This is a genomic window from Marinibacterium sp. SX1, assembly GCF_050389775.1.
Lineage (GTDB): Bacteria > Pseudomonadota > Alphaproteobacteria > Rhodobacterales > Rhodobacteraceae > Marinibacterium.
Genome location: NZ_CP177150.1, coordinates 1 through 23761, shown reverse-complemented (window position 1 = coordinate 23761; position 23761 = coordinate 1). Strand labels below are relative to the sequence as shown.

Here is a 23761-nt window from a genome sequence, read left to right as displayed (position 1 = left end):
CACCCTTCAAATGATAAGGACAGAACCATTTGATGCCGCCCAAGCAGCGTACACGAATTTCGGGTACTCGAGGATCAGGACCGGTTCGACAGTTTCAGTCCGCCTGCGGCGCGGAGGCGCTGCACCTCGCGAAGGATCGCGTCGGTGAAGGCCGGGCTGGAGGAGCCGCGCGGTGTCCGCTCTTCGAACGTATAGTAGGTCTCGAGAATATCGGCGTTCAATTCGTCTAGGATCACCCAGAGCGGCAAGCCGATCTCGAGGCCCGCACGCCGGGCCTCTTCTTGCGGCCCTCCGTCTCTCCTCGATCCACCTTCCAATTCCAGAGAGAATGATATTCAAAGACCTGCCCTGCGGCGAGGAAGTCAGCGGTCACGGAAATGCTCTTCAATACCCTGATCGAGAAAGCTCCCGAGGTCCTCTGGCATATCAGCCACATCAAGTGCCACCTGCGAGCCGCGCCCGGCCGTCAGGGCCTGGAACCGCTCCATCGACATGACCACGAAACGTGGCTTACGGTGTTTCGTAATGGCAACCGGGGCTACGGTCGCCGCCTCGAAGAGATCGCTCGTATTTCGGGTCAAATCCCCCGCTGCGAACTGTTTCATCTTGGCTCTCCACGCACTCTCTGCCTTAATAGGATTACACAGAATTCCTTAGTATTCCGCAAGAGACAGGTTGATTGGCCTCCCACTCAAGGTGGTGCATCGTCAGATCCCCGCTCAGAAAAGAACTCCGCCAGGACCGGACTTGCCTCACTTCTGGCAGAGCTGAGACGCTCCGATCCCGCCAGAGAGGCCTTCGACAGACGCACGAGACCGCCGGTTTCCTCGATGCGGTAGCATCGCCGCCTTTTTCCTCCGCGCCGGTAATGGGTGGCGGTCACGATCTGGCAGGTGCTGCCGTCGGTCAGCGTGACCGGCGCTGCAAGCCGTATCCGGTCTCCCTCGTCGTAGTCCGGGATCGCCGCCCAGTCCCGGCAGCGCTGGCGCCAAGCATGGGCATAGCTGCCGGGATCCTTCAACTCGGAGAGCAGGGCCAGAAGGCTGACAGGTGCGCGCGACTCCACCGGGCCAGCAGCCTCCTCGACGTCTTTGTAGCCCCAGCAGCCATCGTCGTAGCGCGTCAGGAAGACGGCCGCGAAGGTGATCGACCCGTCGGCATCGGTCACGTAGGTCGCATCCTCAACCGGCGCGCCATCAAGTGTCGTTATCCTGGCCGCGGCATACCAGGTCGAGCCCACCTTGCAGGCCTTGAGCAGGACTGTCTTGCGGGTATCGGTCTCGAAGCTACAGAGCCGGGCGATCTCCGCCTTCTCGTCCGCATAGGTCCTCACACGGCGGTGGGTGTAGAAGAGCCAGCCCATTATGCCACCCTCCGGTCATCGACCTCGATCAGCGCGTCGAGCGGCACCCGGTAGGGCAGCATCTCGTCGAAATCCTCGCAGTTGCCGCGGTTCTGCACGAGCGCCTGGGTATCGGTGGCGTCCATGAGGATGACCCGGAACGTGCCGCCGAGACCGGAGGGGACATCATAGGTGCCGCCGATCAGGTAATCGGCTGCACGGCGCGCAAAGACCCGGATCGTGTGGCCATCGGTCGCCAACCGAATGGTGTCGTGTCCGCGATCGATAAGCATCTGCACGTCGTCGAGGATGTCAGTGTAGAACTGGCCCGTCAGATCGCGAAACGCGGCTTGCCGGGCCGCCATCCAATCGGTGTCCCGAAACGGGTTGATGCCTGCGGCGAAAGCATAGGAGGGATCGGCGCGTTCCGTCGTGACGATCCGCGTGGTGGAGCCATCAATTCCGTTCGAGCGCAGGTGGACGCCATTACCGACGATCAGGATCAGGGCGGGGTTGCCGACCGGGCCATTCCAGTTCGGCAGGAAGGTGAAGCAGCCGCGCGCATGCGCGATCTGGGCCGCGACGTCCGCGGCGGAAAAGCTGAGAAGTACCATGGGATTTACCTGTGAGTTTGAGAGAAGTGCGCCCCGCACAGGCGACGCAGTACGGGGCGGCTGCAGGGTCAGGCCGCTTCGGCGACCTCGGTTTCGCCTTCGGACGGCTCGGCGCCGGGGGCTTCGAACGGTTCGGTGCCCGAGGTCTGCATCATCGGCGGACACCAGGCCGCGACCGCCGCCCGCTGCGCCTCCGTCAGGGTCGCGAAGGGCTCGGCGAAGAGCTTGTCGCAGAAGGCAACGACCTCTTTCTTGGTCGAGGACGCCAGGGTCACCGCCTCCTGCGTGAGCCCCAGTTCCTCGCCGAGGATTTTGAGGAGCCATGCCTTCTTGAAGCGGTTGAAAAGCGCCGCATTCGGTGTCCAGTGCGCCCGGATGTCCGGCATCACCTCGATCTCGAAATCATGCATCAGGCTGTCGCGCTGACGGTCTCGCGCCAAACAGGACTGCGTGGTCGCCGCCGTGGCGTAGGCCACTAGCTTGGCCTTTTCACGCGCATCGAGCGACCGAAACAGCGCGAATTGATCGGCGGGGGATTTCGCATCATCCGCCCAGGAGAGGTCGAGCGCGTCATGCGCGGCAGCCACCTGTTCAAGCGACGTGCCATCGATCTCGTCCATCTTGGCGTGGGTGCGATACTCCGGACGCGCATTGAGTTTGATCGCCTGCGTGACACCCATGCCGTGGCCCAGCACATCGGTGACCAGCTTGAACAGCGTGAGATCCAGCGTGGCCTCCGGGTGCATCGTCATGGCAGCGCCAAGCGCCATCGCCCGCTCGGTCTTCAGATCCTCGGTCAGCGAGGCGGGGTAGATGATCTCGCCGCTGTCCGGCGCGCCCTCATCCGCAGACGTGCCGGGCGCTTTGCCGGACCTCTCCGGCTGATCTTCGGGACGCACAAGCCCGACATGCAGGGAAATCCTGCCCTGCGCCCAGGTGGCGATCACGCCGGAGCGCGCAAGATCCTCGGCGCTGTATGCCTCCTGCAGATCGCGTGCCTCGGCCTCCAACTCATCCACACGTTTGTAGAGATCGTTGTACGCCTCGTCCGCGAGCTCCTCATTCTCCATCTCGCGCTCGAGTTTCTCGAGCTCGGCGGTGATCTCGTCGAGGCGTTGCTGGCCGCATTCATCGGGCTCGACCGGCCCGGGATAGGCCCGACCGAATTCCGCCATGGTGGCGTAATCGTACCGGATGACCGCATCGGCCCAGGCAAAGCCCACCTCCGCGCGCGCCGCTTCAGCCGCGGCGGTGAGTTTCTCGAGGAGAATGGTCTCGACCAGCGCAGAATTCTCGAGCACGGAATGCTCGTCCAGGAGGTCCGCCGCGATGGCACCGCCACGCGCCTCGTAGTCCTTGCGCACAAACGCCCCGATGTCGTCACTGACCTGCACGCCACGGGACTTCAGCGCGTTCCGGACCGTGTAGGCCTGCAGGTAATTGCCATCCTTGGTGAGTGCCCCGAAGACCTCCCGCTGCACCTCCTGGCTCGGGTGATCCGCGAAGGCTTTCATCACGTCGAGCGTGATCGCCTTTGCGCGTGCAGCCGCGCGGATCTCCGGATGGATGAGCCCGTAGCGCAGCCGGCCCTTCACCGCCGCGACCGTGGTGCCAAACGTCGCGGCGATGCTCTCTGGCGTCTGGCCGTCGACCTCCATCATCCGCGCAAAAGCCTCAAACTCGTCGATGGCATTCATCGGCGCCTGGGTGATGTTCTCGGCGAGCGACAGCGCGGTGGTCACGTCGCAATCGTCCGGGACCAGGCGGCAGTCGATCTTGGTGCGATTGGTGACCCCCTTGGCCGCCTTGTCCGCGACCAGCTCCATGAGGGCCGCATGGCGCCGGCCGCCTGCGAGGACGCCGAACTTGCCGTCAATCTTCTGGACGAGGAGCGGCTGGAGAAGGCCCAGCACTGCGATGCTGGCCTTCAGATGCGCGATACTGTCGGAGGCGTAGGCCTCAGGGGACTGGGCCCGCACATTCGCGGGATGGGCGACGAGATCGCCGATGGCGACGGAGACGGGCTCGAGAGCTTGTGTCATGAGATGTCCTTCTCTGGGTTCTGTGCCACCCGGACACCCCGAGCGGCCTGACCGATCCCCGGATCCGGGAACCAACAGGACAAAAGGCCCACTTTCCCTTTCGAAGGGTCAGCGGGCCTTTCAGCGTTGGCGAAGGAGGTGCGGCGCCCCCTACCAGTCGTGCGCCATCATGATGGTCAGGACACGCGTGGTCGTCTCGGGGTTACCGGGATCCTCGGCGCCATAGCGAAAGTCGGACTCCGCTTCATAGAGATCGAGTTTCCAGAACACGGTCTCTCCGCGGATCGTGACCGCCCCGAAATCGTGCCAGCCCTCGGGATCGTTCTCAGGCTCGAAAGTCTCGAACTCCCCTGTCGCCTTCACGGCATCGGCCATGAAGGCATCCCCGGCCTCCATCAATGACCGGGTCACATGCATCCGGCCCTGGATGGGCCGATCCGGTGGCACCCCGAGGCAGGCAAGTCGGCGGAAGGCGTCGTTTTGCGCGGCGATGGCGACCGCGTCGGGCGGGGTGAACGCGTCAGGTTCAGGATGGCTCATGGGTCTGTCCTTTCCGGATGGGTTGAAACCACCAGACCCAAGGCCTCCTTTCACTTTACCCGGGGGTCACAGGCGCGACGGGCCCCTCCCTCACGCGGCCTGCTCTCCCTGCCCCGCCTCCGATACGGCAACAAGAAAATCGCAGGCGTGCTGCGCATCCGCCGCGTATTTGAAAATGGCCCACTTGTCCGACCGGAGCACCAGCCGTTAGTTGTCGAGATAGGCCGAGTCCTCGACGTTGAAGGCGTAGACCCAGGCGAGGAGGTCTACGATTTCCTTCTGAGTGACGCGCATCGCCATGGTCACGCCGGTCAGCAGGGTGGGCTCGAACACGCGTCGCAAGATTCTCGGATTTGGGACCGAAGAGAAGCCTCTCGCTGCTGCCGACCTTCATCGCCACCGTCGAGCTTGCCGCCACGATCGCCTACTCCGCGCAGGCCTTCGGTTGAAGTTTTCGCAAAAAGATGAATTTTTGTGCGGCAGGCACAGAAGGCAGTTCCTCATGCAGTTCCTCCGTTCCCTCGGGCCAACCGTAGCGCACGTCTCCCTCCGCGAGGCGCTACGCGCCGGCTTCGGCGCGCTGCTCGGCCTCGGCGTCACCGGGCTATTCCTGCTCTCGCCGCAGATCGACCTAAGCCTCGGGCTCTATCTCGTCGCCCCCTTCGGCGCGACTTCGGTGCTGCTCTTCGCGGTGCCCAACAGCCCCCTCGCCCAGCCCTGGTCCGCCATCGTCGGCAATACCGTCGCGGCGCTCGTCGGCGTTGCCACCTGCCTGCTCGTCCCCGATCCGGTGCTACGCATCGCGCTCGCCGTGGGATTGGCGATCACTGCGACGATCCTGTGCCGCGCGGTGCATCCACCGGCGGGGGCGGTGGCGATGACCGCCGCCATGAGCCCCGAGGCGATCAACCATCTCGGCTTCTGGTTCGCCCTGACCCCGGTCGCCGCGGGCACCGCCGCACTGGTCATCCTCGCCGCGCTCTACGCCCGGCTGACCGGGCGGCACTACCCGTTCCGGCAGTTCGACGCCCCAGGCCAGCACGGCACCGGGGACCGTGCCCCCTCCGAGCGTCTCGGGCTCTCGGAGACAGAGCTCTCCGGGCTGCTGGAGAGATACCGGCAGTCGTTCAACCTCGGGGTCGAGGATCTGGCCCGGCTCATCGGCGCCGCCGAACTGCAAGCCGCGAGCCACCATGCAGGCCCGCTCAATGCCGAGGACATCATGTCGCGCGATCTGGTCACCATCGGCGGCGACACCGGCCTTGCCGAGGTCGCCGAGCTGTTTCGGCGGCATCGGTTCGCCTCGCTGCCGGTGGTCGGGCCGGAGCAGAGGTTTCTCGGGGTGATCTTCCAGATCCACCTGATCACCCGCGCCCGCGAGGATGCAGAGCGGCTCGAACGCGGCTTCCTGCCCGCGTTCCGTCGGCTCGTCGATCTGGGACGCGAAACCCCGGTGACCGCCTCGGACATCATGAATGTCGCCGGCCCGCGCGCGACGCGCGGCTCACCTATCGCCGCGCTGCTGCCGATGATGGCGGATGGGGACGTTGATGCCATCCCGGTGCTCGAACGCGGACGCATCGTCGGCATCGTCACGCGCACGGACCTAATCGCCGCGCTGGCGCGCCAGGCGCTCCTGGAACGCTGAGTCCCAGATGAATAGACGTGGCGAACAAAAATAGCCGAGACAAGCTCGGCCATAGTCCAACAGGGAGGTAGGAATAGATGAGCGTTTCAACGCAAATCAAAAGCCCTGCCCGCGACTTCGACCGCCCCGTAGCCGAGGTCCAGATCTGCGCGGCGGTCATGACCCGCTTTACTGCCCTCGGCATCCCGGTCACCGTGGCCATGGGATAAGTGTGTCCGGGGAAAGGGGAACTCTGGCTGTTAGCTGATTTGTCCAACAACGCCCGCCGGCGATGAACGTCAACAGGCCCTAGCTTGTCATGCCCGTTGCAATCATCAGCAAACGGAAAGGGTAGGCGAACATACCAGCGGTCCGATGGAAGCTCATCAACGTGAACAAGCTGAAAGCAGAAAACCCCAAGAAGCATACCGCCCAAGGGGAAGAGCTCGAGAAACTTTTCGGCTGAAGATGGGGGCTCATGGGAAAATCGGCTCAAAGAGCTCGGAATCGAAGCCTGAGTTCTCTCAACAAGTCACGATCGGGAGCTTGCTGTACTTGATCTTTGGCAACCAGAACGGTTCGAGCCCGAAGGCCACGACCCAGACTATCAAAATGGACCGTTCGCCGCAGCTCGGCAGGATTGGCAGCAAGCTAGAACGATGGCGCCTTGAGAAGGTCAGAGATAGGCCAACGATCAACTTGGCCCGAATTGAGAAGTAGCCGGCTCCTCAAGCTGTCTGCCAGAAGCACCACCCCAATCAGAAAAACTCTGTAGTCCAGATACTGAGCTCTCGGCCCTTGACAGCCCGTCTGAGATGATCCACCTCTGTATGCACAATACAGAGGAATCGAACTTGAAGCTTGGTGACATTTGCGAAATTGGGTCAGGGCACACCGCAAGGGGGCGCCTGGAGGTTTCGCCGGAAGGCGGGCGGCTTGCCGTCCAGCTTCGCGACGTCCAGCCCGATGATGATTTGGCGGCAAGGTCATTGCAGCGATATATGCTGGATGATCTGCCCGAGCGCCATGTTGTCCGCGGGGGAGAAGTGATCTTCAAATCCCGCGGCGAACCAAACGTAGCGGCTTCGGTCACCACAAAGCTTGAAGAACCGATTGCCGTGATCCTGCCGCTTGTCATTTTGCGCCCTAGAGCGGGTCTCACGCTGCCGGATTACCTCGCCTGGGCGATCAACCAGCCAAAGTCTCAGAGATACTTCGACACCGAAGCACAGGGGACCAGCATGCGGATGATTTCCAAGGCGGTACTCGAGGAGCTGGATGTGCCACTGCCGGATTTAGAAACTCAAGCGCGTATTGTTGCAATTCATAAGCTTGCCAAGCGCGAAGGTGCACTGCTCCGCCATCTGGCTGATCGCAGGGAACAGCTTTCATCCATCATTCTGGCTGAGCGCGCCCGCGCCGGTCGCCAAAAGGAACTCGTCTAATGACCGATCAGGTTACCCAGCAGCAGATCAACCAGACCGCATGGGCGGCTTGCGACACCTTCCGTGGCGCCGTCGATGCCGGTCAGTACAAGGACTACATCCTCGTGATGTTGTTCTTGAAGTACATTTCGGACCTCTGGAACGACCATCTCGAGACCTACCGCAAGCAGTACGGAGACGACGAGGCCCGCATTCGCCGGCGCCTCGAGCGTGAGCGTTTCATCCTGCCCGAGGGCGCCAGCTTCTACGATCTCTATGCCCAGCGGAACGAGGCCAATATAGGCGAGCTGATCAACATCGCGCTGGAGAAGATCGAGGACGCGAACCGGGCCAAGCTTGAAGGCGTCTTCCGCAACATCGATTTCAACTCCGAGGCCAATCTCGGCCGCCCGAAGGACCGCAACCGCCGCCTCAAGAACATGCTTGAGGATTTCGCCAAGCCTGCGCTCGACCTGCGACCTTCGCGGGTGACCGAGGACATCATCGGCGAATGCTACATTTACCTGATTTCACGCTTTGCATCGGACGCCGGGAAGAAGGCCGGAGAATTTTTCACCCCTGCACCTGTCTCGCGCCTGCTGGCCAAGCTGGCCGCGCCGCAGCCCGGCAACACGATCTGCGATCCCGCCTGCGGGTCCGGCTCGCTGCTGATCCAGGCTTCGCAGGAAGTCGGGTCGGAGAACTTCGCCCTCTACGGGCAGGAGGTGAACGGCGCGACCTGGGCGCTGGCCCGGATGAACATGTTCCTGCACGCCAAGGATGCGGCCCGCATCGAATGGTGCGACACGCTCAACAGCCCGGCGCTGGTCGAGGGCGACCACCTGATGCGCTTCGACGTGGTGCTCGCCAATCCGCCGTTCTCGCTCGACAAGTGGGGCGCGGAGGATGCCGACAGCGACCAGTACAAACGGTTCTGGCGCGGCGTGCCGCCCAAGTCCAAGGGCGACTACGCCTTCATCACCCACATGATCGAGATCGCCAAGCGCCAGTCCGGTCGCGTGGCGGTGATCGTGCCGCATGGCGTGCTGTTCCGGGGCGGCGCCGAGGGACGCATCCGGCAGCAACTGATCGAGGAGAACCTGCTCGATGCCGTGGTCGGCCTGCCCGCCAACCTGTTCACCACTACGGGGATCCCAGTCGCCATCCTGATCTTCGACCGCTCGCGCGAGGAAGGCGGCGTGAACGCAGACCGGCGCGATGTGCTGTTCATCGACGCCAGCAAGGAGTTCACGCCGGGCAAGACCCAGAACGTGATGGACGACGTTCATGTGGCGAAGGTGCTGGAGACCTACACAACCCGCGCCGAGGTCGAGCGGTATTCGCACAGGGCGAGCGCTGATGAGATCGCCGAGAACGGCTACAACCTCAACATCCCCCGCTACGTCGACACCTTCGAGCCCGAGGAAGAGATCGACGTCGCCGCGGTGCAGAAGGACATCCTGCGGATCGAGGCCGAGCTGGCCGAGGTGCGGGCGAAGATGGCCGAGTATCTGAAGGAGCTCGGCGTAGATGCATAAGGGTCATGCCCGCCGTTCGATCGGCGATCTCTGCGACTTCTTTAATGGCAACGGCTTTCGCCCGCCGGATTGGAGTGCTTCCGGGCTGCCGATCATTCGGATCCAGAACCTGAACGGGTCGCAGAACTTTAACTACTTCGATGGGACGCCTAAGCCGAAATGGATCGTCGAGCCCGGGGATCTGCTATTTGCGTGGGCTGGGGTCAAAGGCGTTTCATTCGGCCCCACGATTTGGCCCGGGCCTCGCGGGGTTCTCAACCAGCACATTTTCCGCGTCGTGCCCAAGAAGGGCATCGACAGGTACTGGCTCTATTTGGCCTTGCAGGTTGCCACTCGCCGTATCGAGGCGAACGCACATGGTTTCAAAGCGTCCCTCGTCCATGTCCAGAAGGATGACATCACCAACCAGGTCGTTGATCTTCCTCCGTTGCATGAGCAACGCAAGATCGCTGAGGTCTTGCGCACATGGGGAGAGGGACTCGACAAGCTCACGGCGCTTCGCTCCGCCCACGAAGACCGCCTCATTGGACTGCGGGACTCCCTTATGGCGCGCGCCAGCCGCCATGGTCAGCCCGTCTGCTTCGGAGACTTTCTGACTGAAAGCCGCACTCCCGGAACGGATGGTGCAACCGCACGAAAAATTTCAGTGCGCTTGTATGGAAAGGGCGCGACAGAAAAGATCGAACTTCGTCGCGGCAGCGCGAATACTCGCTACTATCGCCGCGCGGCAGGTCAGATCATCTGGAGCAAGCTGGACTTCCTCAATGGGGCTTTCGCCCTTGTCGGCCCTGAGCTTGACGGGTGCGAGTCCACCCTCGACCTGCCGGCCTTCGACTGCAACTCTAGCGTCAATCCGGTTTGGTTGATCGAGTATTTGACCAGACCGTCCTACTACACCAGACAGCTTCACCTTGCTCGTGGTCAGCGAAAGGCACGTCGTATCGCTCCCGACGATTGGTTGGCATCGCCACTGCGTTTGCCAGATCGAGCGACGCAGGATCGCATCGCTGACGCTTTGGCATGCGCGCGAACCGAACTCTCGCTTATCGACGCCCAAATCGAAGCCCTGACCCGCCAGAAACGTGGCTTGATGCAAAAGTTGCTGACGGGCGAGTGGCGCGTGATCTCAGAGAAGGAATTGGCATGAAGGTTCTCGGATTTCGCGGCGACCCGAAGGCCCCACGCTACGCAGTCGTGTCGGAAGCGGGCGGCGCCTACGCCTTGGAAAACGCTGCCAGCGACAACAAGCTCTCCGTCCCCGCGTCGATCAGCGACGAGGCTGATGCCGAGCGGTTGGAGTGGATGTATCGCGAAGTCCTCGCGATCTTCGACGCCCACCCCGGCATCGAGAGGGTGATGATCAAGCAGAATGAGTTCACCCGACAGGATACGAAGGCGAAGAGACGTTCTGCCTATAACGATGCCGCAGTGATCCTTGCCTGTGCGCATCGAAGCATCCCGGTCGAGCTCAAGATCTACGGCTCGATGTCGACGACGAGCGCAGACACCAAAAGACACGCAGAGAGCCGCGTAGGTAAAACCGACAAATACTGGGACACCAAGATGGCAGACGCGGTGAATGCCGCTTGGTGGGGGCTGCGCCACCCATGAACCAGCTTGTCACTGTCACCCTCACGCCGGGCATGACCCTCTACAAGTACCGGTTGGTCAGCAAGATCGGCGCAGGCAGTTTCGGAGAGGTCTGGCTGGCGCATGATCTTGCCGTGCAGCGAGAGTACGCGGTCAAGATCCTCCAGCCGGGGGTCTCAGTGGACGAGCGGCTGCGTGAAGCCCAGATCGGCAACCGGCTTGAGCACAACAACCTCGTTTATGTCCACCAAGCTGATGTCGTGCCGGTGTCGGGGGCGCATGCCGTCATCCTCGCCATGGACTACCAGCCGAACGCCTCGGTCGAGACCTTGGCAAATCCGGCCGGCTATCTGCCGCTTCCCGCCGTCCTGCGGATCGCGCGAGATATTCTGCAAGGGCTGGAGTACCTCCATGCTCGCAGCTTCTATCACAACGATATCAAGCCGGGGAACATCCTGCTGGGGCCCCAACAGCAGGCGATGCTGTCCGACTACGGGATTACTGGCGTTTCATCGAATGGCGCCCCCGTGGCGGCTCCGAATGCCTACGTTCTCCACCGTGCACCGGAAGTCCTCGCGACCGGAAACATCGGCGTAAGTTCGGACATCTTCCAGGTGGGCATGACCCTCGCGAGGTTGCTGATTCACCTGGACCACCTGCGGTCAGTCCGCGCCAGCATCGGGCCCGCGCAGTACGATCAGGACATCGCATCCGGGAAGCTCCTTCAGGCAAAGGACTTCGGGTGCCACATCCCGGCGGCAGTTCGGCGCGTGATCCTGAAGGCCGTCCATCCCGATCCGGCCAAACGGTACACTAGCGCGCTCGAGATGCGGCGCGCGCTCGAGAAGCTGGACTATCCCGGGCACTGGACCGTCGATGCTGCCGGCAATGAGGTCGGCAAATGCGGGACCTACGAGTTCGCGCACTCGGTCTCGCCTGTGGCAGGCGGGATGTTCGACGTGACCTGCAGCAAGCGCAATGTGGTCTCCGGCAATACTCAGCGCGTCACCCATTTCTGCAAGCGGGGTCTAACCCAGAAGCAGGCGGAAAAGGTCGTCGCGGATTTCAAGCAATTCGTGGTGACCGGGAAATGACCTTCAACGCCGCTGAGAAACACCAGTCCCAAGTGCCAGCAGTGCAGTTGCTGGTTGCGCTTGGGTTCACGCCGCTCTCGCAAGAGGAGGCGCTTCGCCTGCGCGGCGGGCGTCTGCGAAACGTGGTGCTGGACGATGTGCTCGCTGAGCAACTCATGCGCATCAACCGCTTCACGCATCGCGGCCGCGAGTATGGGTTCGATCTTGAGGATGCGCACGAGGCGATGCGGCGGCTGAAGCCCACGCCAGATCGGCTGAAGGGGCTGCGCGGCACGAACCAGGACATCTACGACACGCTCGTCCTCGGCACGACCATCACGAAGTCCATCGACGGCGACTCGAAGAGCTATTCGTTCCGCTTCATCGATTGGGAGCGGCCAGACAACAATGTCTTCCACGTCACCGCCGAGTTCTCTGTCGAGAGGACCGCATCGAGCCAGACGAAGCGCTGCGATATCGTCGCATTCGTGAACGGCATCCCGATCCTTGTGATCGAGAACAAACGGCCGACCGAAAGCCTGAAGAAGGCGGACAGCCAGCTGATCGGTTACCAGAACGAGGACAACATCCCGCAACTCTTCCACTTCGCCCAGCTGCTGATCGGCATGAACCGCAACGAGGCGCGCTATGCAACTGTCGGCACGCCGCGGAAGTTCTGGCAAACCTGGCGCGACGAGGAAGACACCGACGAGGCCATCGCGCCCTTTGCCAACCGCGTGCTCACCGCGGCGGAAAAGGACGCCATCTTTTCCAGCGACTTTGCGAGCGCACGCACGTATTTCGACGCGATGGCCGCCGAGGGTAACCGCGCGGTCACGGTTCAGGACCGGACAGTGTACGCGCTGTGTCGCCCCGAGCGGTTGCTCGATCTCATCCGCCGATTCACCGTGTTCGATGGAGGTGTCCGCAAAGTCGCGCGCCATCAGCAGTTTTTCGGGATCCGTCGCGCGGTCGAGACGGTCAAACAGCACGATGTCAGCGGCGCCCGAAAGGGCGGCGTGATCTGGCACACGCAGGGCTCGGGCAAGTCGCTCACCATGGTGATGCTGGGGCGCTCGCTCGCTCTCGAGCGCAGCATCGAGAACCCACGGCTCATCATCGTCACGGACCGCGATGATCTCGACAAGCAGATCAAAGATACATTCAAGTCCTGTGATCTCGAGCCGATCCGCGCGACGAGCGGGGCTCACCTTCTGGAGCTCGTCCAAAACAAGGCTCCGCTGGTCACCACGATCATCAACAAGTTCGACACGGCGCTGAAGAACAGCAAGCTGGTGGACGAGAATCCGAACATCTTCGTATTGGTGGACGAGAGCCACAGGACGCAGACGGGGCGCTACGGCGGCCACAGCCAGTTCGCCGCCAAGATGCGGCGTCTCCTGCCCAAAGCTTGCTACCTCGGCTTCACCGGCACACCCCTGCTCAAGAAGGAGAAAAACACGCTGTCGACCTTCGGGCGGCTGATCCACCGCTATGCCATCGACGAGGCGGTCGCCGACGGCGCCGTCGTGCCGCTGCTCTATGAGGGGCGGCTTGTCGAGCAGCAAGTCTCGGGGGCCGTGATTGACCGCTGGTTCGAAAAGATCAGCGACGGGTTGACTGAAAGCCAGAAGGCCGACCTTAAGAGCAAGTTCTCCCGGATGGACGCGCTTGCCAAGACTGACCAGGCTATCCGAGCCAAGGCCTTCGACATCTCCGAACACTATCGCCAGCACTGGCAGGGGACCGGGTTCAAGGCGCAGCTCGTTGCCCCCTCGAAGGCCGCCGCCGTCCGCTTCAAGGAAGTTCTCGACGAGATCGGCCACGTCTCGAGCGCGATCGTCATCTCGCCGCCGGACGAGAACGAGGGCAACGAGGAGGTCGACCAGGAGTCCAAGGACCTCGTGCGCCGCTTCTGGTCGCAGATGATGGCTCGGTACAAGACCGAGGAGGAGTACAACCGCCAGATCATCGATGCCTTCAAGGGCTCCGGCGATCCGGAGATCCTTATCGTCGTTTCCAAGCTCCTCACCGGCTTCGACGCGCCCCGGAACACGGTGCTCTATGTCTGCAAGTCCCTGAAGGAACATAATCTTCTGCAGGCGATTGCGCGGGTGAACCGGCTCTACGAGGACGGCGGAACAGAGAAGCAGTTCGGTTTCATCGTCGATTACGAGGGGCTGCTGGGCGAGCTGGACAGCGCCTTGACCACGTACAGCGCCTTTGAGGGTTACGAGGCGGCCGACCTTGCTGGAACGGTCCACGATGTCCGGGAAGAGATCCGCAAGCTGCCCCAGCTGCACGACCAGCTCTGGGACCTTTTCAAGCCAGTTCGGAACAAAAAGGACATGGAGCAGTTCGAGCAGCACCTAAGTGACGAGGCGGTGCGCCACGAGTTCTACGCGCGCCTCAAGGCATTCAGCCGATGCCTGCACATCTCGCTCTCGTCGGACAAGCTGTTCGATGTCTTCGACGAAGCCAAGGTCGATGCCCTGAAGCGGGACTGGAAACAGTTCTCCGAACTCAAGCGCTCGGTCCAGCTCCGCTATCAGGAGACGGTCGATGTCCGCGAGTTCGAGCCGAAGATCCAGAAGCTGCTCGATGACCACGTGGTGGCGATGCCTGCGGAGACCATCATCGAGGTGGTCAACATCAACGACCCTGAGGCGCTGAAAGCAGTTGTCGGTGAAACGAGCGTCTCCGAAGCCTCAAGAGCAGACCGCATTGCCAGCGCGACGCGGAAGGCGATCACTGAGAAAATGGATGAGGACCCGACGTTCTACAAACAGTTCTCCGAACTGCTCGAAGAGACCATCCGCGCCTATCGCGAGAAGCGGCTGTCCGAGCGCGACTACCTGAACAGCGTCGTGGGCCTCGCAAGCAAAGTTGCGCGCAAGGATCGCGGTCGGGATGTTCCGGAAGGCATCCGTGGCGATGAGGATGCGCAGGCGTTCTTCGGGATCCTTGACGGTCAGCTTAAGTCCAAGGGTGATGAGCCGGTAGCCAGCGACGATGTCGCAGCGATCGCTCAACAGATCATCGACATCATCAAGTCGCACTTGATCGTGGACATCTGGTCGAACGAGGTGGCCCAGAACAATCTGCGCAACGCCATCGATGACTACTTCTTTGACGTCCTGCGTGACGAGAGGGGCGTCGACCTACCCGTGGAGGTGCTCGACGATCTCGAGCTGAAGATCATGGACCTCGCCCGGGCGCGGTTTGCGGCATGACGCGGGAGTTGCATTGCCTGCAGTACGGCGAGCAGGAGATCCAGTACGAGATCGTTCGCCGGCCGAGGAAGACATTGGAGATCGCCGTCGAACCGGATGCGTCGGTGGTGATCGCAGCCCCGGAGGACGCGACACTAGACGCCATCGAAGCCAAGCTGCGGAAGCGCGCGGCATGGGTGACAAGGCAGCAGCGGTATTTTGCGCAGTTCCTGCCACGCACGCCAGAGCGCAGGTTCGTCGCCGGGGAAACCCATCTCTACCTCGGGCGCCAGTACCGGCTGAAGGTCGTCCCTCACGTCCAGGAAAGCGTGAAGCTGATCCGCGGTTTCATCGTCGTGCAGACGCACCGGCCGACCAAGCCGGAGGTGACACGTGAACTGGTCGAGGCATGGTATCGAGACCGAGCCTACATCAAGTTTCCGGAACGGATCGAACTATGTCTCGGTCATTTCCCAGACCCTGAGGCATTCAGGCCGAAGGGACTCATCGTACGTCAGACCCGGCAGAGGTGGGGGTCCATGTCACCGGCCGGACGTCTGCTACTGAACCGCCGCCTCGTGCAGGCGCCAGTCGACGCGATCGACTACGTGATCACCCACGAGCTCTGCCACGTGGCGGAGCCTCATCACGGGGCTGCCTTCTTCGAGCTCCTCAACAAGGTGATGCCCGACTGGGAGCGTCGGAAGCAGAGACTGGAACGGGCCATGGCGTGATTAGCAGCGTCAAGGAAACAGGTTCTTCGTCCGTTCGCCAGGAAAAAGCAAGCTACAGGAACGACTGGTACTCATCCATGAAAGTCGCAACCTGCAATAGGCCCTGTGCTTCGGACTTGTGAATCAAGGCCGCAACATCGAGCGCTGGATTTTTGAAACGCTCGCGCATGCGGCGCAGGGCCAGAATGGCCTCCGAAGGATCCAGCTCGATTGTATCGGCGATGAAGTCGTCAGCGGAAATCGCCTGGATGGCATGCGGGTCCAGAACCGCGGAAGGAAAGTCGGCAAGATTGTCCGTCACGATGACTGAAGCAGACGTCGCGATGGCCGCTGCCAGCACGTGGTTGTCGCCCGGATCCGGCAGTGCGAGCTTGCCTTCGAAGATCTCATAGCCTGTCACCAGCGCTTCAGGGAACGCCGCCTCGATTGCCGCCCTTTGCCGGGAACCATCGGTTTCGCCCTTGGTGATCTGGGTGATTGCCTTCTGGGTCTCGTCAAGAATGCGACTGCTCCACCGAGGCCGGAACAAGCCGGCCTCGGCCAGGCTCAGGAGCATGTTTCTGCGAAGTGCACCGCCAAGGACGCAAGCGTCGAGGAGAGCCGTGAACCGATCTGCGTATCGGCTCATATAAGACCTTCTTCCGCATCCATTGTGGCAAGGTCGCTCAAAGCGTCCGAGCGAGACGCATCACGCTTCTCCTTGTAGGCAAAGAGGTCGTCGGCCCGAACCCGGCGATGACGGCCGGTCTTCGCAAACGGAATTTCGCCTTCCTCGAGAAGCTTTACCAGGAATGGGCGGGACACGTTGAGAAGGTCCGCCGCCTGCTGCGTGGTCAACTCTGACTCGACAGGGATCATCCGAAACCCGCGACCGCTCGAGACGAGCCGCAGCACCTCGAGCAGCGAAGCCGTCAGGGCGGGCGCAAGCGTCACGGTGCGAACTTCGCCGCCTTCCAGGGCGAGCGACAGCTTTGTCGGTTCGCCTTCCTTGATCTGGGAGGCGACAATCGTTCTGAGTTGTTCGGCGTTCTTGATCTCGACCTCGTCAGGCAAACGATCAAAGAACGCCTCTTTTCTGAGGGCGTTCATCTTCTCTCTCCAGTTCTCTCGTCTCGTGTTGGATATAGGCTATCCTTCATTCGAAACAATCGCAACACTCGAAATATTCGAAATTCCTTTAGATCGTGTGAACGGGTTGCAGCATGCGAACACCGCATCGCTCTCACGACGAAGCGACCACCACGGCCTGCGCCAGTTGCTCCAGGTCAGGAAGTTCGTGAAGGTCTTCCAGCCCAAAACAGACGAAGAACTGCTCGCAGGCATAGGCGACGACATCTTCTCGACCAGAATCGAGCAAGTGGACGTCTTCAAAGGGATGCAACGGATATCACATTGAAATTGTGAGTATTTTTGGCTCTCCGCATGAATCGTTGCACTGCGGATGAAACGATAAGAAGGACGACCGAGATTGCGTCAGGCATCGGCAACGGAGACCGGCAACGCGTTACCCGAAATCGACTTGTGAAGCTTCCACCACAACCCCAGCATCCTCCAACTGCTCCCGATCGGGAAGATCGAGAAGGCTCTCCAACCCGAAGGCGACGAGGAACTGCTCTGTGGTGACGAAGGTATAGGGTGCACCGCGTCGAGGCGACCGTGGCCCGGTCCCGATCAAGCCGCGTGCATGCAGTCGCCCAATCAGATCACGGCTGATCTCCTTGCCGAAGATGTCCTTCAGCCCGTCGCGCGTGATCGGCTGGTGATAGGCGATGGCCGCCAGGACCGCGACGTCGAATTCGCTCAGGTCCAGTAATTGATCCCCGACATCCGCCGCAGCGCGGATCGCTGGGGCGTAGATAGCCCGCGTCCGGAACATCCAGCCGCCGGCGACTTGAGCGATTTCGAATGCCCGCCCCTCCAGATCGACGGCCAGATCCTCGACCAGCAGGTCGACCGAGGCCCCCTGCCCCACGACGCGGACCAAGTCCTCGCGGGGGACCGGCGAGGCCGAGGCAAAGAGCACCGCCTCGATCCGGCGCATCCATTCCCGCCAGCGCAGCTCAGGCGGCAGGTCGGGCAACTCGCGGTCAAGCTCGAGGTCGGAGCGATCCTTCACCATCGCTACACCCCGTAGAGCCGGAAGGTGTCGCGCCCGGTCAGTTCGCGCACCGCCCCGAGATCGACCAGACGGTCGCAGAGCCGCCGCGCGGCGCGATCGGGCATCGGCAGGGCCGCGGGGGCCACGGCGTCGCAGGTCAGGAGCATCTCGACGGCGGCGCCTGCCGCCTTGGCCCGCAGCTTCGGGGTGACCGCCTTCAGATGCGCCGCCCGGCGGGTGAGGTCGGCGGAAAGCCGAACCGCCTCAGAGCACGATCCGATCAACGCGCGATGGCAGGCCAGCCGCAGGTCACAGCCCTGCTTGCGCAAATCGGCACGCTTCAGGCCCGTGGCCAGCAGCGGGACCAGATGAGGCCAGCCAAGCGCCTGCGCGAGGGCGGCATCTGCCAGGACCAGCGCCGGCGTCGTCGCGCGCGGCGCCTCGGACAGCACCGCCTCCAGCACCATCGCTGCACGGGTCACCGGCGGTCCGCGTCCCGCGTCGAGCCATGTTGCGATCTGTCCCGGCTCAATGCCCGGCAGCGCGCGGGCCAGCGACTTGACCGAAAGGGGCCGCTCCGCGGCCCGGCGCCATTCAAGGCAGGTTTCCCCGGCCGGTCCGGGCAGGTCGCCGGGGCGCAGAAGGTGGATCGCGTCGCGCAGCTCTGCGGCCCGCTCGGGGCGCCCGGAAAACGCGACGCAGGCCGCCGCAGCACGCAACGCCAGCCTGTCCCGCAGCAGGGCGAGGGGCACCCCTTCGCATTCCAGCACAAGATGCAGCTGGCTCAGCACCGCACCCGAAAAGAACGCAGCATCTTCAAGGTCTTCCGCGCGCGCGGAAGAGGCCCAGGAGGGTATCCCTGACGGGGTGCCAAGGGCGCTGAGGGGATCCGGTCGGGCAAGTGTCATGGCCGCAGCCTACAGTTGCGCGGCGCTTTTGGCCAGATAATAGCGCGGTAAACGCCCCGCCTTGCTGGTCTCCTCTATGTCCAATAAGTTTGCATTATCGGACATTGTAGAATAGGCTGCAGCACGGTCTCAAAATTAGCAAATTTTCGGGGAATGAATGGACTCAGACAACGAGAATTCGATGTCATCGCATTCGGGTAAGTCTGTTGATGCTCAAGGCGACGAGAGAGGTCAAGACAGAAGCGATGGGATCGCCCTGCCCGCGTATGTGGCTGGCTCCGGCACGCTCGATCGCCTGGTGGACACCGCCCGCGACTATGCGCGCGCCGCAGCCTCCGACAACACGCTGAAAGCCTACGCGAAAGACTGGGCGCATTTCGCGCGCTGGTGCCGGATGAAGGGCGCGGAACCGCTGCCTCCGTCTGCTGAGATGATCGGCCTTTATCTCGCCGATCTTGCGTCCGGATCAGGTTCCTCCCCTGCCTTATCCGTCTCAACCATCGACCGCCGCCTGTCCGGTCTCGCCTGGAACTATGCGCAGCGGGGTTTCACCTTAGATCGCAAGAACCGGCACATCGCCACGGTGCTGGCAGGAATCAAGCGCAAGCATGCGCGCCCGCCGGTTCAGAAGGAAGCAATCCTGGCCGAGGACATCGTCGCGATGGTCGCCACTCTGCCCTATGATCTGCGCGGGCTGCGGGATCGGGCAATCCTGCTGCTCGGCTATGCCGGAGGTCTGCGCCGCTCGGAAATCGTCAGCCTCGACGTGCAGAAGGACGACACACCGGAGTCCGGTGGCTGGATCCAGATCTTCGACAAAGGCGCCCTGCTCACTCTCAACGCCAAGACCGGCTGGCGCGAGGTCGAGATCGGTCGCGGCTCGAGGGATCAGACCTGCCCCGTGCATGCGCTGAAGCAATGGCTGCATTTCGCAAAGATTGACTTCGGTCCGGTTTTCGTCGGCATCACGCGCGATGGCAAACGGACGACCGAAACGCGGCTGAACGACAAACATGTTGCACGCCTGATCAAGCGTACGGTCCTCGATGCCGGCATCCGATCGGAGCTGCCCGAGAAAGAACGACTGACTCTGTTCTCCGGTCACAGCTTGCGTGCTGGTCTCGCCAGTTCGGCAGAAGTCGACGAGCGCTACGTCCAGAAACATCTCGGACATGCCTCGGCCGAGATGACCCGCCGCTACCAGCGCAGACGCGATCGGTTCCGCGTGAACCTGACCAAGGCCGCCGGCCTCTGATCCCCTGCCCCATCACGCCGCCAGCCCGCTGAGCCTGCCGTAGAAGCTGCGCTCGAGATGCAGCTCGCCTGCCCCGGCCTTCTCGACCATGCCGCGCAGATAGCCGCCCGGCGACGAAACCTCGCCCGCACAATGCTTCTCGAAGACAAGCGCCAGCGCCGCTGTCGCCACCTGTTTGCCGAGCCGGTCCTGCGCTACGTTCCAGGCATGCTCAGATACCCCGATCATCGGCCTCAGTTGACCCGCGACCCGGTGGAGATCGCCCCAATCCTTCAGGAACCCATCCATATTGCGCGCCCAGGACGCGAATTCGGGACAAGCCTGCATCACGGTGGGCAGGTCCAGCGCCGTCCGCTTCTTGCTGACCTCGGTGACCCACACGTCCAACTCCCTATCAACCTGTTCGTCGGGTCGAACATTGGGCGCACCACTCGCCGCTTCCTCATTTTCTGAGGAATTACATTTTACAGGATTAAGTTGGTTTGTAATTAGTATGTGGGTGTCAGAAATGACCTCCCTGGGGTTCATTTCTTGGGTCTTCTCAGAAACTCGTTCCTTGGTTTCGGGCCTGTTTTTCACAGGTTGGACGACCTCAGTTGCATTGAGATAGGCAGCTTCGACGCGCTCCTGGAGCTCCTTGAACCAAGTTAGCAGCCGCACAAGCTGTTCGGAGGCTTCATGACGGCGCGGCAACCGATCCAGAAGCTCCTCGAAGAGCCCGGCGAACTGCGCCCAGGGCCCACGCAGCGCGCTGCTGACGGCCGCTTCGATGCGCGCGCGGATCATCCGGCGTGCAACAGTGATCTGGCGCTTCAGGCGCTGGCAGAGTTCGCGTTCAGCCTGCAACTCGGCATGAAGCTCGTCGAATTCCTCAACACGCGCCGACAGCGGCGAGAGATCGAAGCCGTAGGCCTCGACGATGCGCCCCTCAGCGTCTCTGCGGCCCCAACGCTTGCCGTTGGGGCTGTCCTGGAAGGAAATCACGCCGATCTCGGCCAGACGCCGAGCATGGCGCTTGAGCGCGGAGAGCGAGAACCCGGTCTGCTCCATCAGATAGGCGTTTGACGCCCAGACGATCGGACGCTGCCCCTCCTCCCAGTCCTGGGCCTGTGTAAACGCCCCGAGCGTGTCGAGGAGCATCACATCTCCGGCCTTGAGTCCAATGTACACGCCCACGCGCTTCACCGCCACGAGGGCCCGCGATTTGGATACAGCCACCCGTTCACCGGCTTGGGCAAGCTGCGCTGCAATGCCAAGACCCGGTGTCGGCTTGCGCCAACCTGTATGTTTCATGCCTGTTTCTCACCTCCAGTTATGTGGAGGCAAAAGAAAGCCGTTCGCCGAAGTGGCGTTCTTGTTGACAGTGATTCGCGGGAGAGATATCTTCTAAGCGACCAAACTTTTCAGATTAGCTCTCAGGCCACGCTGCTTGGGGGCTTTTCTTTTGCCTAGATCATTGTTCTGACTGCTCCTCTTTCGTAGCGAGGAATTCGCTGTACAGCTGATCAAGCCGACCCGAGAGAAAGTCCCCGAACTCGGTTGAATCTTGTGCCGTAAGCGAAATGCTGAATGCCTTTCCGGAACGACCGATGACTCCCTTGATGCGGCCTTTGCCGGCAGTCCAGGTTCGTTTCTTGGGCGTAGCACGCGTTTTTCGGCGCTTCGGCGCCCTGCCCGCTTCTGCCAGCTTGCTGTGCAGGAACTCAAAGCGAGCATCACTGTCGAGGTTTTGAAACCCGTCGAACTCCAAAGCTCCCTTGAGGATCTTGCCATTCGATGGTTCCGAAGCCAACTTCTTGAAGTCTTCCCAGCGATCACGCCCAATCTGCTTGGCCGGCCCAATCTGTTCGATGACGTGCCGAGGGACGTTCTGCGCCACTGACAGCATCCGTGAAAGCAACGTCCCATCGATGGTAAGGGCAGACTGGATCACATCCTTTGCTTGCCCCATATCCAAGAGGCTCCTCGCAAATAGGGCCTTCTCAATAAATGAGAGATCTGCGCGCGCAGTGTTTTCCTGCCCTTGAGCAAGAACATGAGCCACATCGTCCATTGGCTTTACAACTGCGCGAACCTTACGGCCGAGCGCCGATGCAACTCGCACACGGCGATGCCCAAAGACGATCATATAGCGGCCATCCGCTTCCGGATGCGGTCTAAGCAATACTGGCGTGTCCTGGCGACCCGCTGCGATCGATGCTTTCAGTTCGTCGAAAGCAACATCGTCATCACTAAGCCGATCCGAAACGAATGACACATCGATCAATTTCGGATCGATCTCGACAATGGTTTCGCCTTCAAGGAGACGCTTCGAGTTCTCCGCAAGGCTATCGATTGAAACCTTCATCGATTTCGAAGCACCGCGCATCGCGTATCCAGAGCGACCGGAATCCTTCGACTGTTCCGTCGAACCGGCCATAACGCTCTTCAGGAGGTCTTTGCGAGCCATCAAGCCATCTCCCTTTCGTCAGAATCCAACCGGCGCGCAGCCCGCATTTCGACAGTTGCACGGCTGTCAAAACTAGCGTTCTGCACGGCTGTCAAAACCACAGTCACTCTCGCCCCCAAGCCCTATGGATCAGTTCAGCGATTTCGTCGTTCACATCATTTAAAGACGTCACGGCGCGGTCGTAAGTTGTCCGCACGAACTGAGACCGTTCAACTTCGTAAAGCGTCTGCTTGGTAATCCCAGCATCGGAGATCGCCGTAGATTTCAACATAGGATTCGACAGCATCTGATTTGGGAACATCGCCTGGAGGAACCCAACCATCTGCTTTTGGGGACCGTCCGTTGGTTCAAATCGCGTTACGAGGTAACGGAACCACTTCAGGCGCATGTTCGCTCCAGCATCACGGATCGTCTTCATGATCCCGCCCAGCATCAGGAGAAACTGGCTCATCGACATGACGTCCAGCATCTGAGGATGGACTGTCACAATTACCGAAGATGAAGCCGTCAGAGCAGTGAGCGTGAGGTAGCCCAGCTGAGGAGGACAATCGATTACGACCACGTCATAGCGATCTTCAACCTCGTTAAGCGCCTTCGATATACGAGTGAAGAAGGCACGGCCCTCATGGGAATCGCTGCTCGTCAAAGCGACCGGGGTATCGTATTCGTACTCTTGAAGCTCAAGACTTGCCGGAACGATATCTAGGTTGGGGAAGTTTGTTGGCCGGATCACCTCCGAGATCGGTTTGCGCTCGTCATCATACCGAAGTGTCTCGTAGAGCGAAGGCACGTCGTCGAGTTCTGGCTGAATGCCGTGCAAAGCTGTGAGCGAGGCTTGGGGGTCCAAGTCGATCGCAAGAACTCGATGCCCTTTCAACGCCAAGTGCTGCGCGAGGTGGGCGGCGGTAGTGGTTTTTCCGGAGCCACCTTTGAAGTTCACGACGGACACAACGTGCAGTTCTTCGCCAGGCTGCCGATAGGGGACATAACGGCGCTTTCCGGGACGACCATGCTTATCGAGATAAGCTCTCAGCTCAAGCATCTGCTCGGCCGAGTAGCTGCGCCTCCCAGAAGACGATGTTTCAGGTTCAGGACCTTTGCCTTCGAGATGAAGCTTCTTAATGGTCGACTGGGTCACACCGAGATAGTAGGCAACCTCGGCCAACGAAAACTGACGCAGACCTTTTTGGGCGTCCGGAGGATACTGTTCCTGCCGCAACATATTGAGGCGGTCGGAAATCAACTCTCCTTGCTGTAGGATGATCTCGTCGAAGGGTTGATCCTTCGTATCAGCCGCAAAAGACCGTTCTCTCAT

General features: G+C 61.4%; 24 protein-coding genes and 2 pseudogenes. 10 read left to right on the top strand and 16 right to left on the bottom strand.

The genetic code is table 11. From position 1 onward, the window contains the following. Positions 1–74 precede the first annotated feature (74 nt). The 8 genes and pseudogenes from ACK3BB_RS25910 to ACK3BB_RS25875 all read right to left on the bottom strand — a co-directional run bounded on the left by ACK3BB_RS25910 (position 75) and on the right by ACK3BB_RS25875 (position 4871). Positions 75–248, bottom strand: a complete 174-nt coding sequence (locus ACK3BB_RS25910; protein WP_428929702.1) for a hypothetical protein — start codon at positions 246–248, stop codon at positions 75–77. A gap of 114 nt (positions 249–362) precedes the next feature. Next, positions 363–605, bottom strand: coding sequence for a type II toxin-antitoxin system prevent-host-death family antitoxin (locus tag ACK3BB_RS25905; RefSeq protein WP_428929701.1), 243 nt, complete (start codon positions 603–605; stop codon positions 363–365). A gap of 86 nt (positions 606–691) precedes the next feature. Next, a complete protein-coding gene (locus ACK3BB_RS25900; protein WP_428929700.1) occupies positions 692–1363 on the bottom strand; it encodes a DUF6927 domain-containing protein in 672 nt (223 codons plus the stop codon). Next, complete coding sequence (locus ACK3BB_RS25895; RefSeq protein WP_428929699.1) at positions 1363–1956, bottom strand: regulator; 594 nt, start codon at positions 1954–1956, stop codon at positions 1363–1365. Before ACK3BB_RS25895 ends, ACK3BB_RS25900 begins: the two co-directional genes overlap by 1 nt. Before the next feature lie 68 nt (positions 1957–2024). Further along, the gene (locus ACK3BB_RS25890) at positions 2025–3998 is read right to left on the bottom strand and encodes a ParB/RepB/Spo0J family partition protein (protein WP_428929698.1); all 1974 of its coding nucleotides are present in this window, start codon (positions 3996–3998) and stop codon (positions 2025–2027) included. Between the two features lie 150 nt (positions 3999–4148). Next, the gene (locus tag ACK3BB_RS25885) at positions 4149–4538 is read right to left on the bottom strand and encodes a DUF3768 domain-containing protein (protein WP_428929697.1); all 390 of its coding nucleotides are present in this window, start codon (positions 4536–4538) and stop codon (positions 4149–4151) included. Between the two features lie 90 nt (positions 4539–4628). Continuing rightward, a pseudogene (locus ACK3BB_RS25880) lies at positions 4629–4739 on the bottom strand (ArdC family protein); the annotation flags it as partial. Between the two features lie 6 nt (positions 4740–4745). Beyond that, positions 4746–4871 carry a hypothetical protein gene (locus ACK3BB_RS25875; RefSeq protein WP_428929696.1) on the bottom strand — a complete coding sequence of 42 codons (126 nt, stop codon included), beginning with the start codon at positions 4869–4871 and terminating at the stop codon, positions 4746–4748. Between the two features lie 169 nt (positions 4872–5040). On the opposite strand from ACK3BB_RS25875, the gene ACK3BB_RS25870 reads away from it, so the two are divergent. The 9 genes and pseudogenes from ACK3BB_RS25870 to ACK3BB_RS25830 all read left to right on the top strand — a co-directional run bounded on the left by ACK3BB_RS25870 (position 5041) and on the right by ACK3BB_RS25830 (position 15736). Continuing rightward, the gene (locus tag ACK3BB_RS25870) at positions 5041–6186 is read left to right on the top strand and encodes an HPP family protein (RefSeq protein ID WP_428929695.1); all 1146 of its coding nucleotides are present in this window, start codon (positions 5041–5043) and stop codon (positions 6184–6186) included. Positions 6187–6293: 107 nt separating this feature from the next. After that, positions 6294–6395, top strand: a pseudogene (locus ACK3BB_RS25865) (IS5/IS1182 family transposase); the annotation flags it as partial. A 624-nt stretch (positions 6396–7019) separates the two neighbouring features. Continuing rightward, entirely contained in the window at positions 7020–7610 is a 591-nt protein-coding gene (locus ACK3BB_RS25860) for a restriction endonuclease subunit S (RefSeq protein WP_428929694.1), read from the top strand. Beyond that, positions 7610–9127 (top strand): type I restriction-modification system subunit M, encoded by a 1518-nt coding sequence (locus ACK3BB_RS25855; protein ID WP_428929693.1) that lies wholly within the window; start codon positions 7610–7612, stop codon positions 9125–9127. Before ACK3BB_RS25860 ends, ACK3BB_RS25855 begins: the two co-directional genes overlap by 1 nt. Next, complete coding sequence (locus ACK3BB_RS25850; RefSeq protein ID WP_428929692.1) at positions 9120–10274, top strand: restriction endonuclease subunit S; 1155 nt, start codon at positions 9120–9122, stop codon at positions 10272–10274. Before ACK3BB_RS25855 ends, ACK3BB_RS25850 begins: the two co-directional genes overlap by 8 nt. Next, positions 10271–10738 (top strand): hypothetical protein, encoded by a 468-nt coding sequence (locus tag ACK3BB_RS25845; RefSeq protein ID WP_428929691.1) that lies wholly within the window; start codon positions 10271–10273, stop codon positions 10736–10738. The genes ACK3BB_RS25850 and ACK3BB_RS25845 overlap by 4 nt, the downstream gene beginning before the upstream one ends. Next, positions 10735–11811 (top strand): serine/threonine-protein kinase, encoded by a 1077-nt coding sequence (locus ACK3BB_RS25840; RefSeq protein WP_428929690.1) that lies wholly within the window; start codon positions 10735–10737, stop codon positions 11809–11811. Before ACK3BB_RS25845 ends, ACK3BB_RS25840 begins: the two co-directional genes overlap by 4 nt. Further along, entirely contained in the window at positions 11808–15023 is a 3216-nt protein-coding gene (locus ACK3BB_RS25835) for a type I restriction endonuclease subunit R (RefSeq protein ID WP_428929689.1), read from the top strand. Before ACK3BB_RS25840 ends, ACK3BB_RS25835 begins: the two co-directional genes overlap by 4 nt. Next, positions 15020–15736: a M48 family metallopeptidase gene (locus ACK3BB_RS25830; RefSeq protein WP_428929688.1), complete on the top strand. Its 717-nt coding sequence runs from the start codon at positions 15020–15022 to the stop codon at positions 15734–15736. Before ACK3BB_RS25835 ends, ACK3BB_RS25830 begins: the two co-directional genes overlap by 4 nt. 52 nt (positions 15737–15788) lie before the next feature. Here the strand turns inward: ACK3BB_RS25830 and ACK3BB_RS25825 are convergent, their stop codons facing one another. The 5 genes from ACK3BB_RS25825 to ACK3BB_RS25805 all read right to left on the bottom strand — a co-directional run bounded on the left by ACK3BB_RS25825 (position 15789) and on the right by ACK3BB_RS25805 (position 18742). Next, positions 15789–16364, bottom strand: coding sequence for a PIN domain-containing protein (locus tag ACK3BB_RS25825; RefSeq protein WP_424988761.1), 576 nt, complete (start codon positions 16362–16364; stop codon positions 15789–15791). Next, the gene (locus ACK3BB_RS25820) at positions 16361–16825 is read right to left on the bottom strand and encodes a helix-turn-helix domain-containing protein (RefSeq protein ID WP_172431607.1); all 465 of its coding nucleotides are present in this window, start codon (positions 16823–16825) and stop codon (positions 16361–16363) included. The genes ACK3BB_RS25825 and ACK3BB_RS25820 overlap by 4 nt, the downstream gene beginning before the upstream one ends. Positions 16826–16958: 133 nt before the next feature. Continuing rightward, the gene (locus ACK3BB_RS25815) at positions 16959–17093 is read right to left on the bottom strand and encodes a hypothetical protein (RefSeq protein ID WP_428929687.1); all 135 of its coding nucleotides are present in this window, start codon (positions 17091–17093) and stop codon (positions 16959–16961) included. A 147-nt stretch (positions 17094–17240) separates the two neighbouring features. Beyond that, complete coding sequence (gene scpB / locus ACK3BB_RS25810) at positions 17241–17855, bottom strand: SMC-Scp complex subunit ScpB (RefSeq protein ID WP_428929686.1); 615 nt, start codon at positions 17853–17855, stop codon at positions 17241–17243. Between the two features lie 2 nt (positions 17856–17857). After that, a complete protein-coding gene (locus tag ACK3BB_RS25805; RefSeq protein WP_428929685.1) occupies positions 17858–18742 on the bottom strand; it encodes a DUF1403 family protein in 885 nt (294 codons plus the stop codon). A gap of 157 nt (positions 18743–18899) precedes the next feature. On the opposite strand from ACK3BB_RS25805, the gene ACK3BB_RS25800 reads away from it, so the two are divergent. Further along, entirely contained in the window at positions 18900–19997 is a 1098-nt protein-coding gene (locus tag ACK3BB_RS25800) for a tyrosine-type recombinase/integrase (RefSeq protein WP_224902638.1), read from the top strand. 12 nt (positions 19998–20009) lie between these two features. Here ACK3BB_RS25800 and repC read toward each other — a convergent pair whose 3' ends face one another. The 3 genes from repC to repA all read right to left on the bottom strand — a co-directional run bounded on the left by repC (position 20010) and on the right by repA (position 23761). After that, positions 20010–21290, bottom strand: a complete 1281-nt coding sequence (gene repC, locus ACK3BB_RS25795; RefSeq protein WP_224902636.1) for a plasmid replication protein RepC — start codon at positions 21288–21290, stop codon at positions 20010–20012. 160 nt (positions 21291–21450) lie between these two features. Beyond that, a complete protein-coding gene (gene repB, locus ACK3BB_RS25790) occupies positions 21451–22446 on the bottom strand; it encodes a plasmid partitioning protein RepB (RefSeq protein WP_224902634.1) in 996 nt (331 codons plus the stop codon). 103 nt (positions 22447–22549) lie between these two features. Further along, complete coding sequence (gene repA, locus ACK3BB_RS25785) at positions 22550–23761, bottom strand: plasmid partitioning protein RepA (RefSeq protein ID WP_224902632.1); 1212 nt, start codon at positions 23759–23761, stop codon at positions 22550–22552.

What these genes read in the sequence shown, in the direction of transcription:
- ACK3BB_RS25825 (WP_424988761.1), bottom strand. Translation starts at nt 16,364, where the DNA reads ATGAGCCGATACGCAGATCGGTTCACGGCTCTCCTCGACGCTTGCGTC.
- ACK3BB_RS25870 (WP_428929695.1), top strand. Translation starts at nt 5,041, where the DNA reads ATGCAGTTCCTCCGTTCCCTCGGGCCAACCGTAGCGCACGTCTCCCTC.
- repA (WP_224902632.1), bottom strand. Translation starts at nt 23,761, where the DNA reads ATGAGAGAACGGTCTTTTGCGGCTGATACGAAGGATCAACCCTTCGAC.
- ACK3BB_RS25800 (WP_224902638.1), top strand. Translation starts at nt 18,900, where the DNA reads ATGGACTCAGACAACGAGAATTCGATGTCATCGCATTCGGGTAAGTCT.
- ACK3BB_RS25900 (WP_428929700.1), bottom strand. Translation starts at nt 1,363, where the DNA reads ATGGGCTGGCTCTTCTACACCCACCGCCGTGTGAGGACCTATGCGGAC.
- ACK3BB_RS25885 (WP_428929697.1), bottom strand. Translation starts at nt 4,538, where the DNA reads ATGAGCCATCCTGAACCTGACGCGTTCACCCCGCCCGACGCGGTCGCC.
- ACK3BB_RS25855 (WP_428929693.1), top strand. Translation starts at nt 7,610, where the DNA reads ATGACCGATCAGGTTACCCAGCAGCAGATCAACCAGACCGCATGGGCG.
- ACK3BB_RS25835 (WP_428929689.1), top strand. Translation starts at nt 11,808, where the DNA reads ATGACCTTCAACGCCGCTGAGAAACACCAGTCCCAAGTGCCAGCAGTG.
- ACK3BB_RS25845 (WP_428929691.1), top strand. Translation starts at nt 10,271, where the DNA reads ATGAAGGTTCTCGGATTTCGCGGCGACCCGAAGGCCCCACGCTACGCA.
- ACK3BB_RS25890 (WP_428929698.1), bottom strand. Translation starts at nt 3,998, where the DNA reads ATGACACAAGCTCTCGAGCCCGTCTCCGTCGCCATCGGCGATCTCGTC.
- repC (WP_224902636.1), bottom strand. Translation starts at nt 21,290, where the DNA reads ATGAAACATACAGGTTGGCGCAAGCCGACACCGGGTCTTGGCATTGCA.
- ACK3BB_RS25840 (WP_428929690.1), top strand. Translation starts at nt 10,735, where the DNA reads ATGAACCAGCTTGTCACTGTCACCCTCACGCCGGGCATGACCCTCTAC.
- ACK3BB_RS25905 (WP_428929701.1), bottom strand. Translation starts at nt 605, where the DNA reads ATGAAACAGTTCGCAGCGGGGGATTTGACCCGAAATACGAGCGATCTC.
- ACK3BB_RS25850 (WP_428929692.1), top strand. Translation starts at nt 9,120, where the DNA reads ATGCATAAGGGTCATGCCCGCCGTTCGATCGGCGATCTCTGCGACTTC.
- ACK3BB_RS25805 (WP_428929685.1), bottom strand. Translation starts at nt 18,742, where the DNA reads ATGACACTTGCCCGACCGGATCCCCTCAGCGCCCTTGGCACCCCGTCA.
- scpB (WP_428929686.1), bottom strand. Translation starts at nt 17,855, where the DNA reads ATGGTGAAGGATCGCTCCGACCTCGAGCTTGACCGCGAGTTGCCCGAC.
- repB (WP_224902634.1), bottom strand. Translation starts at nt 22,446, where the DNA reads ATGGCTCGCAAAGACCTCCTGAAGAGCGTTATGGCCGGTTCGACGGAA.
- ACK3BB_RS25830 (WP_428929688.1), top strand. Translation starts at nt 15,020, where the DNA reads ATGACGCGGGAGTTGCATTGCCTGCAGTACGGCGAGCAGGAGATCCAG.
- ACK3BB_RS25820 (WP_172431607.1), bottom strand. Translation starts at nt 16,825, where the DNA reads ATGAACGCCCTCAGAAAAGAGGCGTTCTTTGATCGTTTGCCTGACGAG.
- ACK3BB_RS25895 (WP_428929699.1), bottom strand. Translation starts at nt 1,956, where the DNA reads ATGGTACTTCTCAGCTTTTCCGCCGCGGACGTCGCGGCCCAGATCGCG.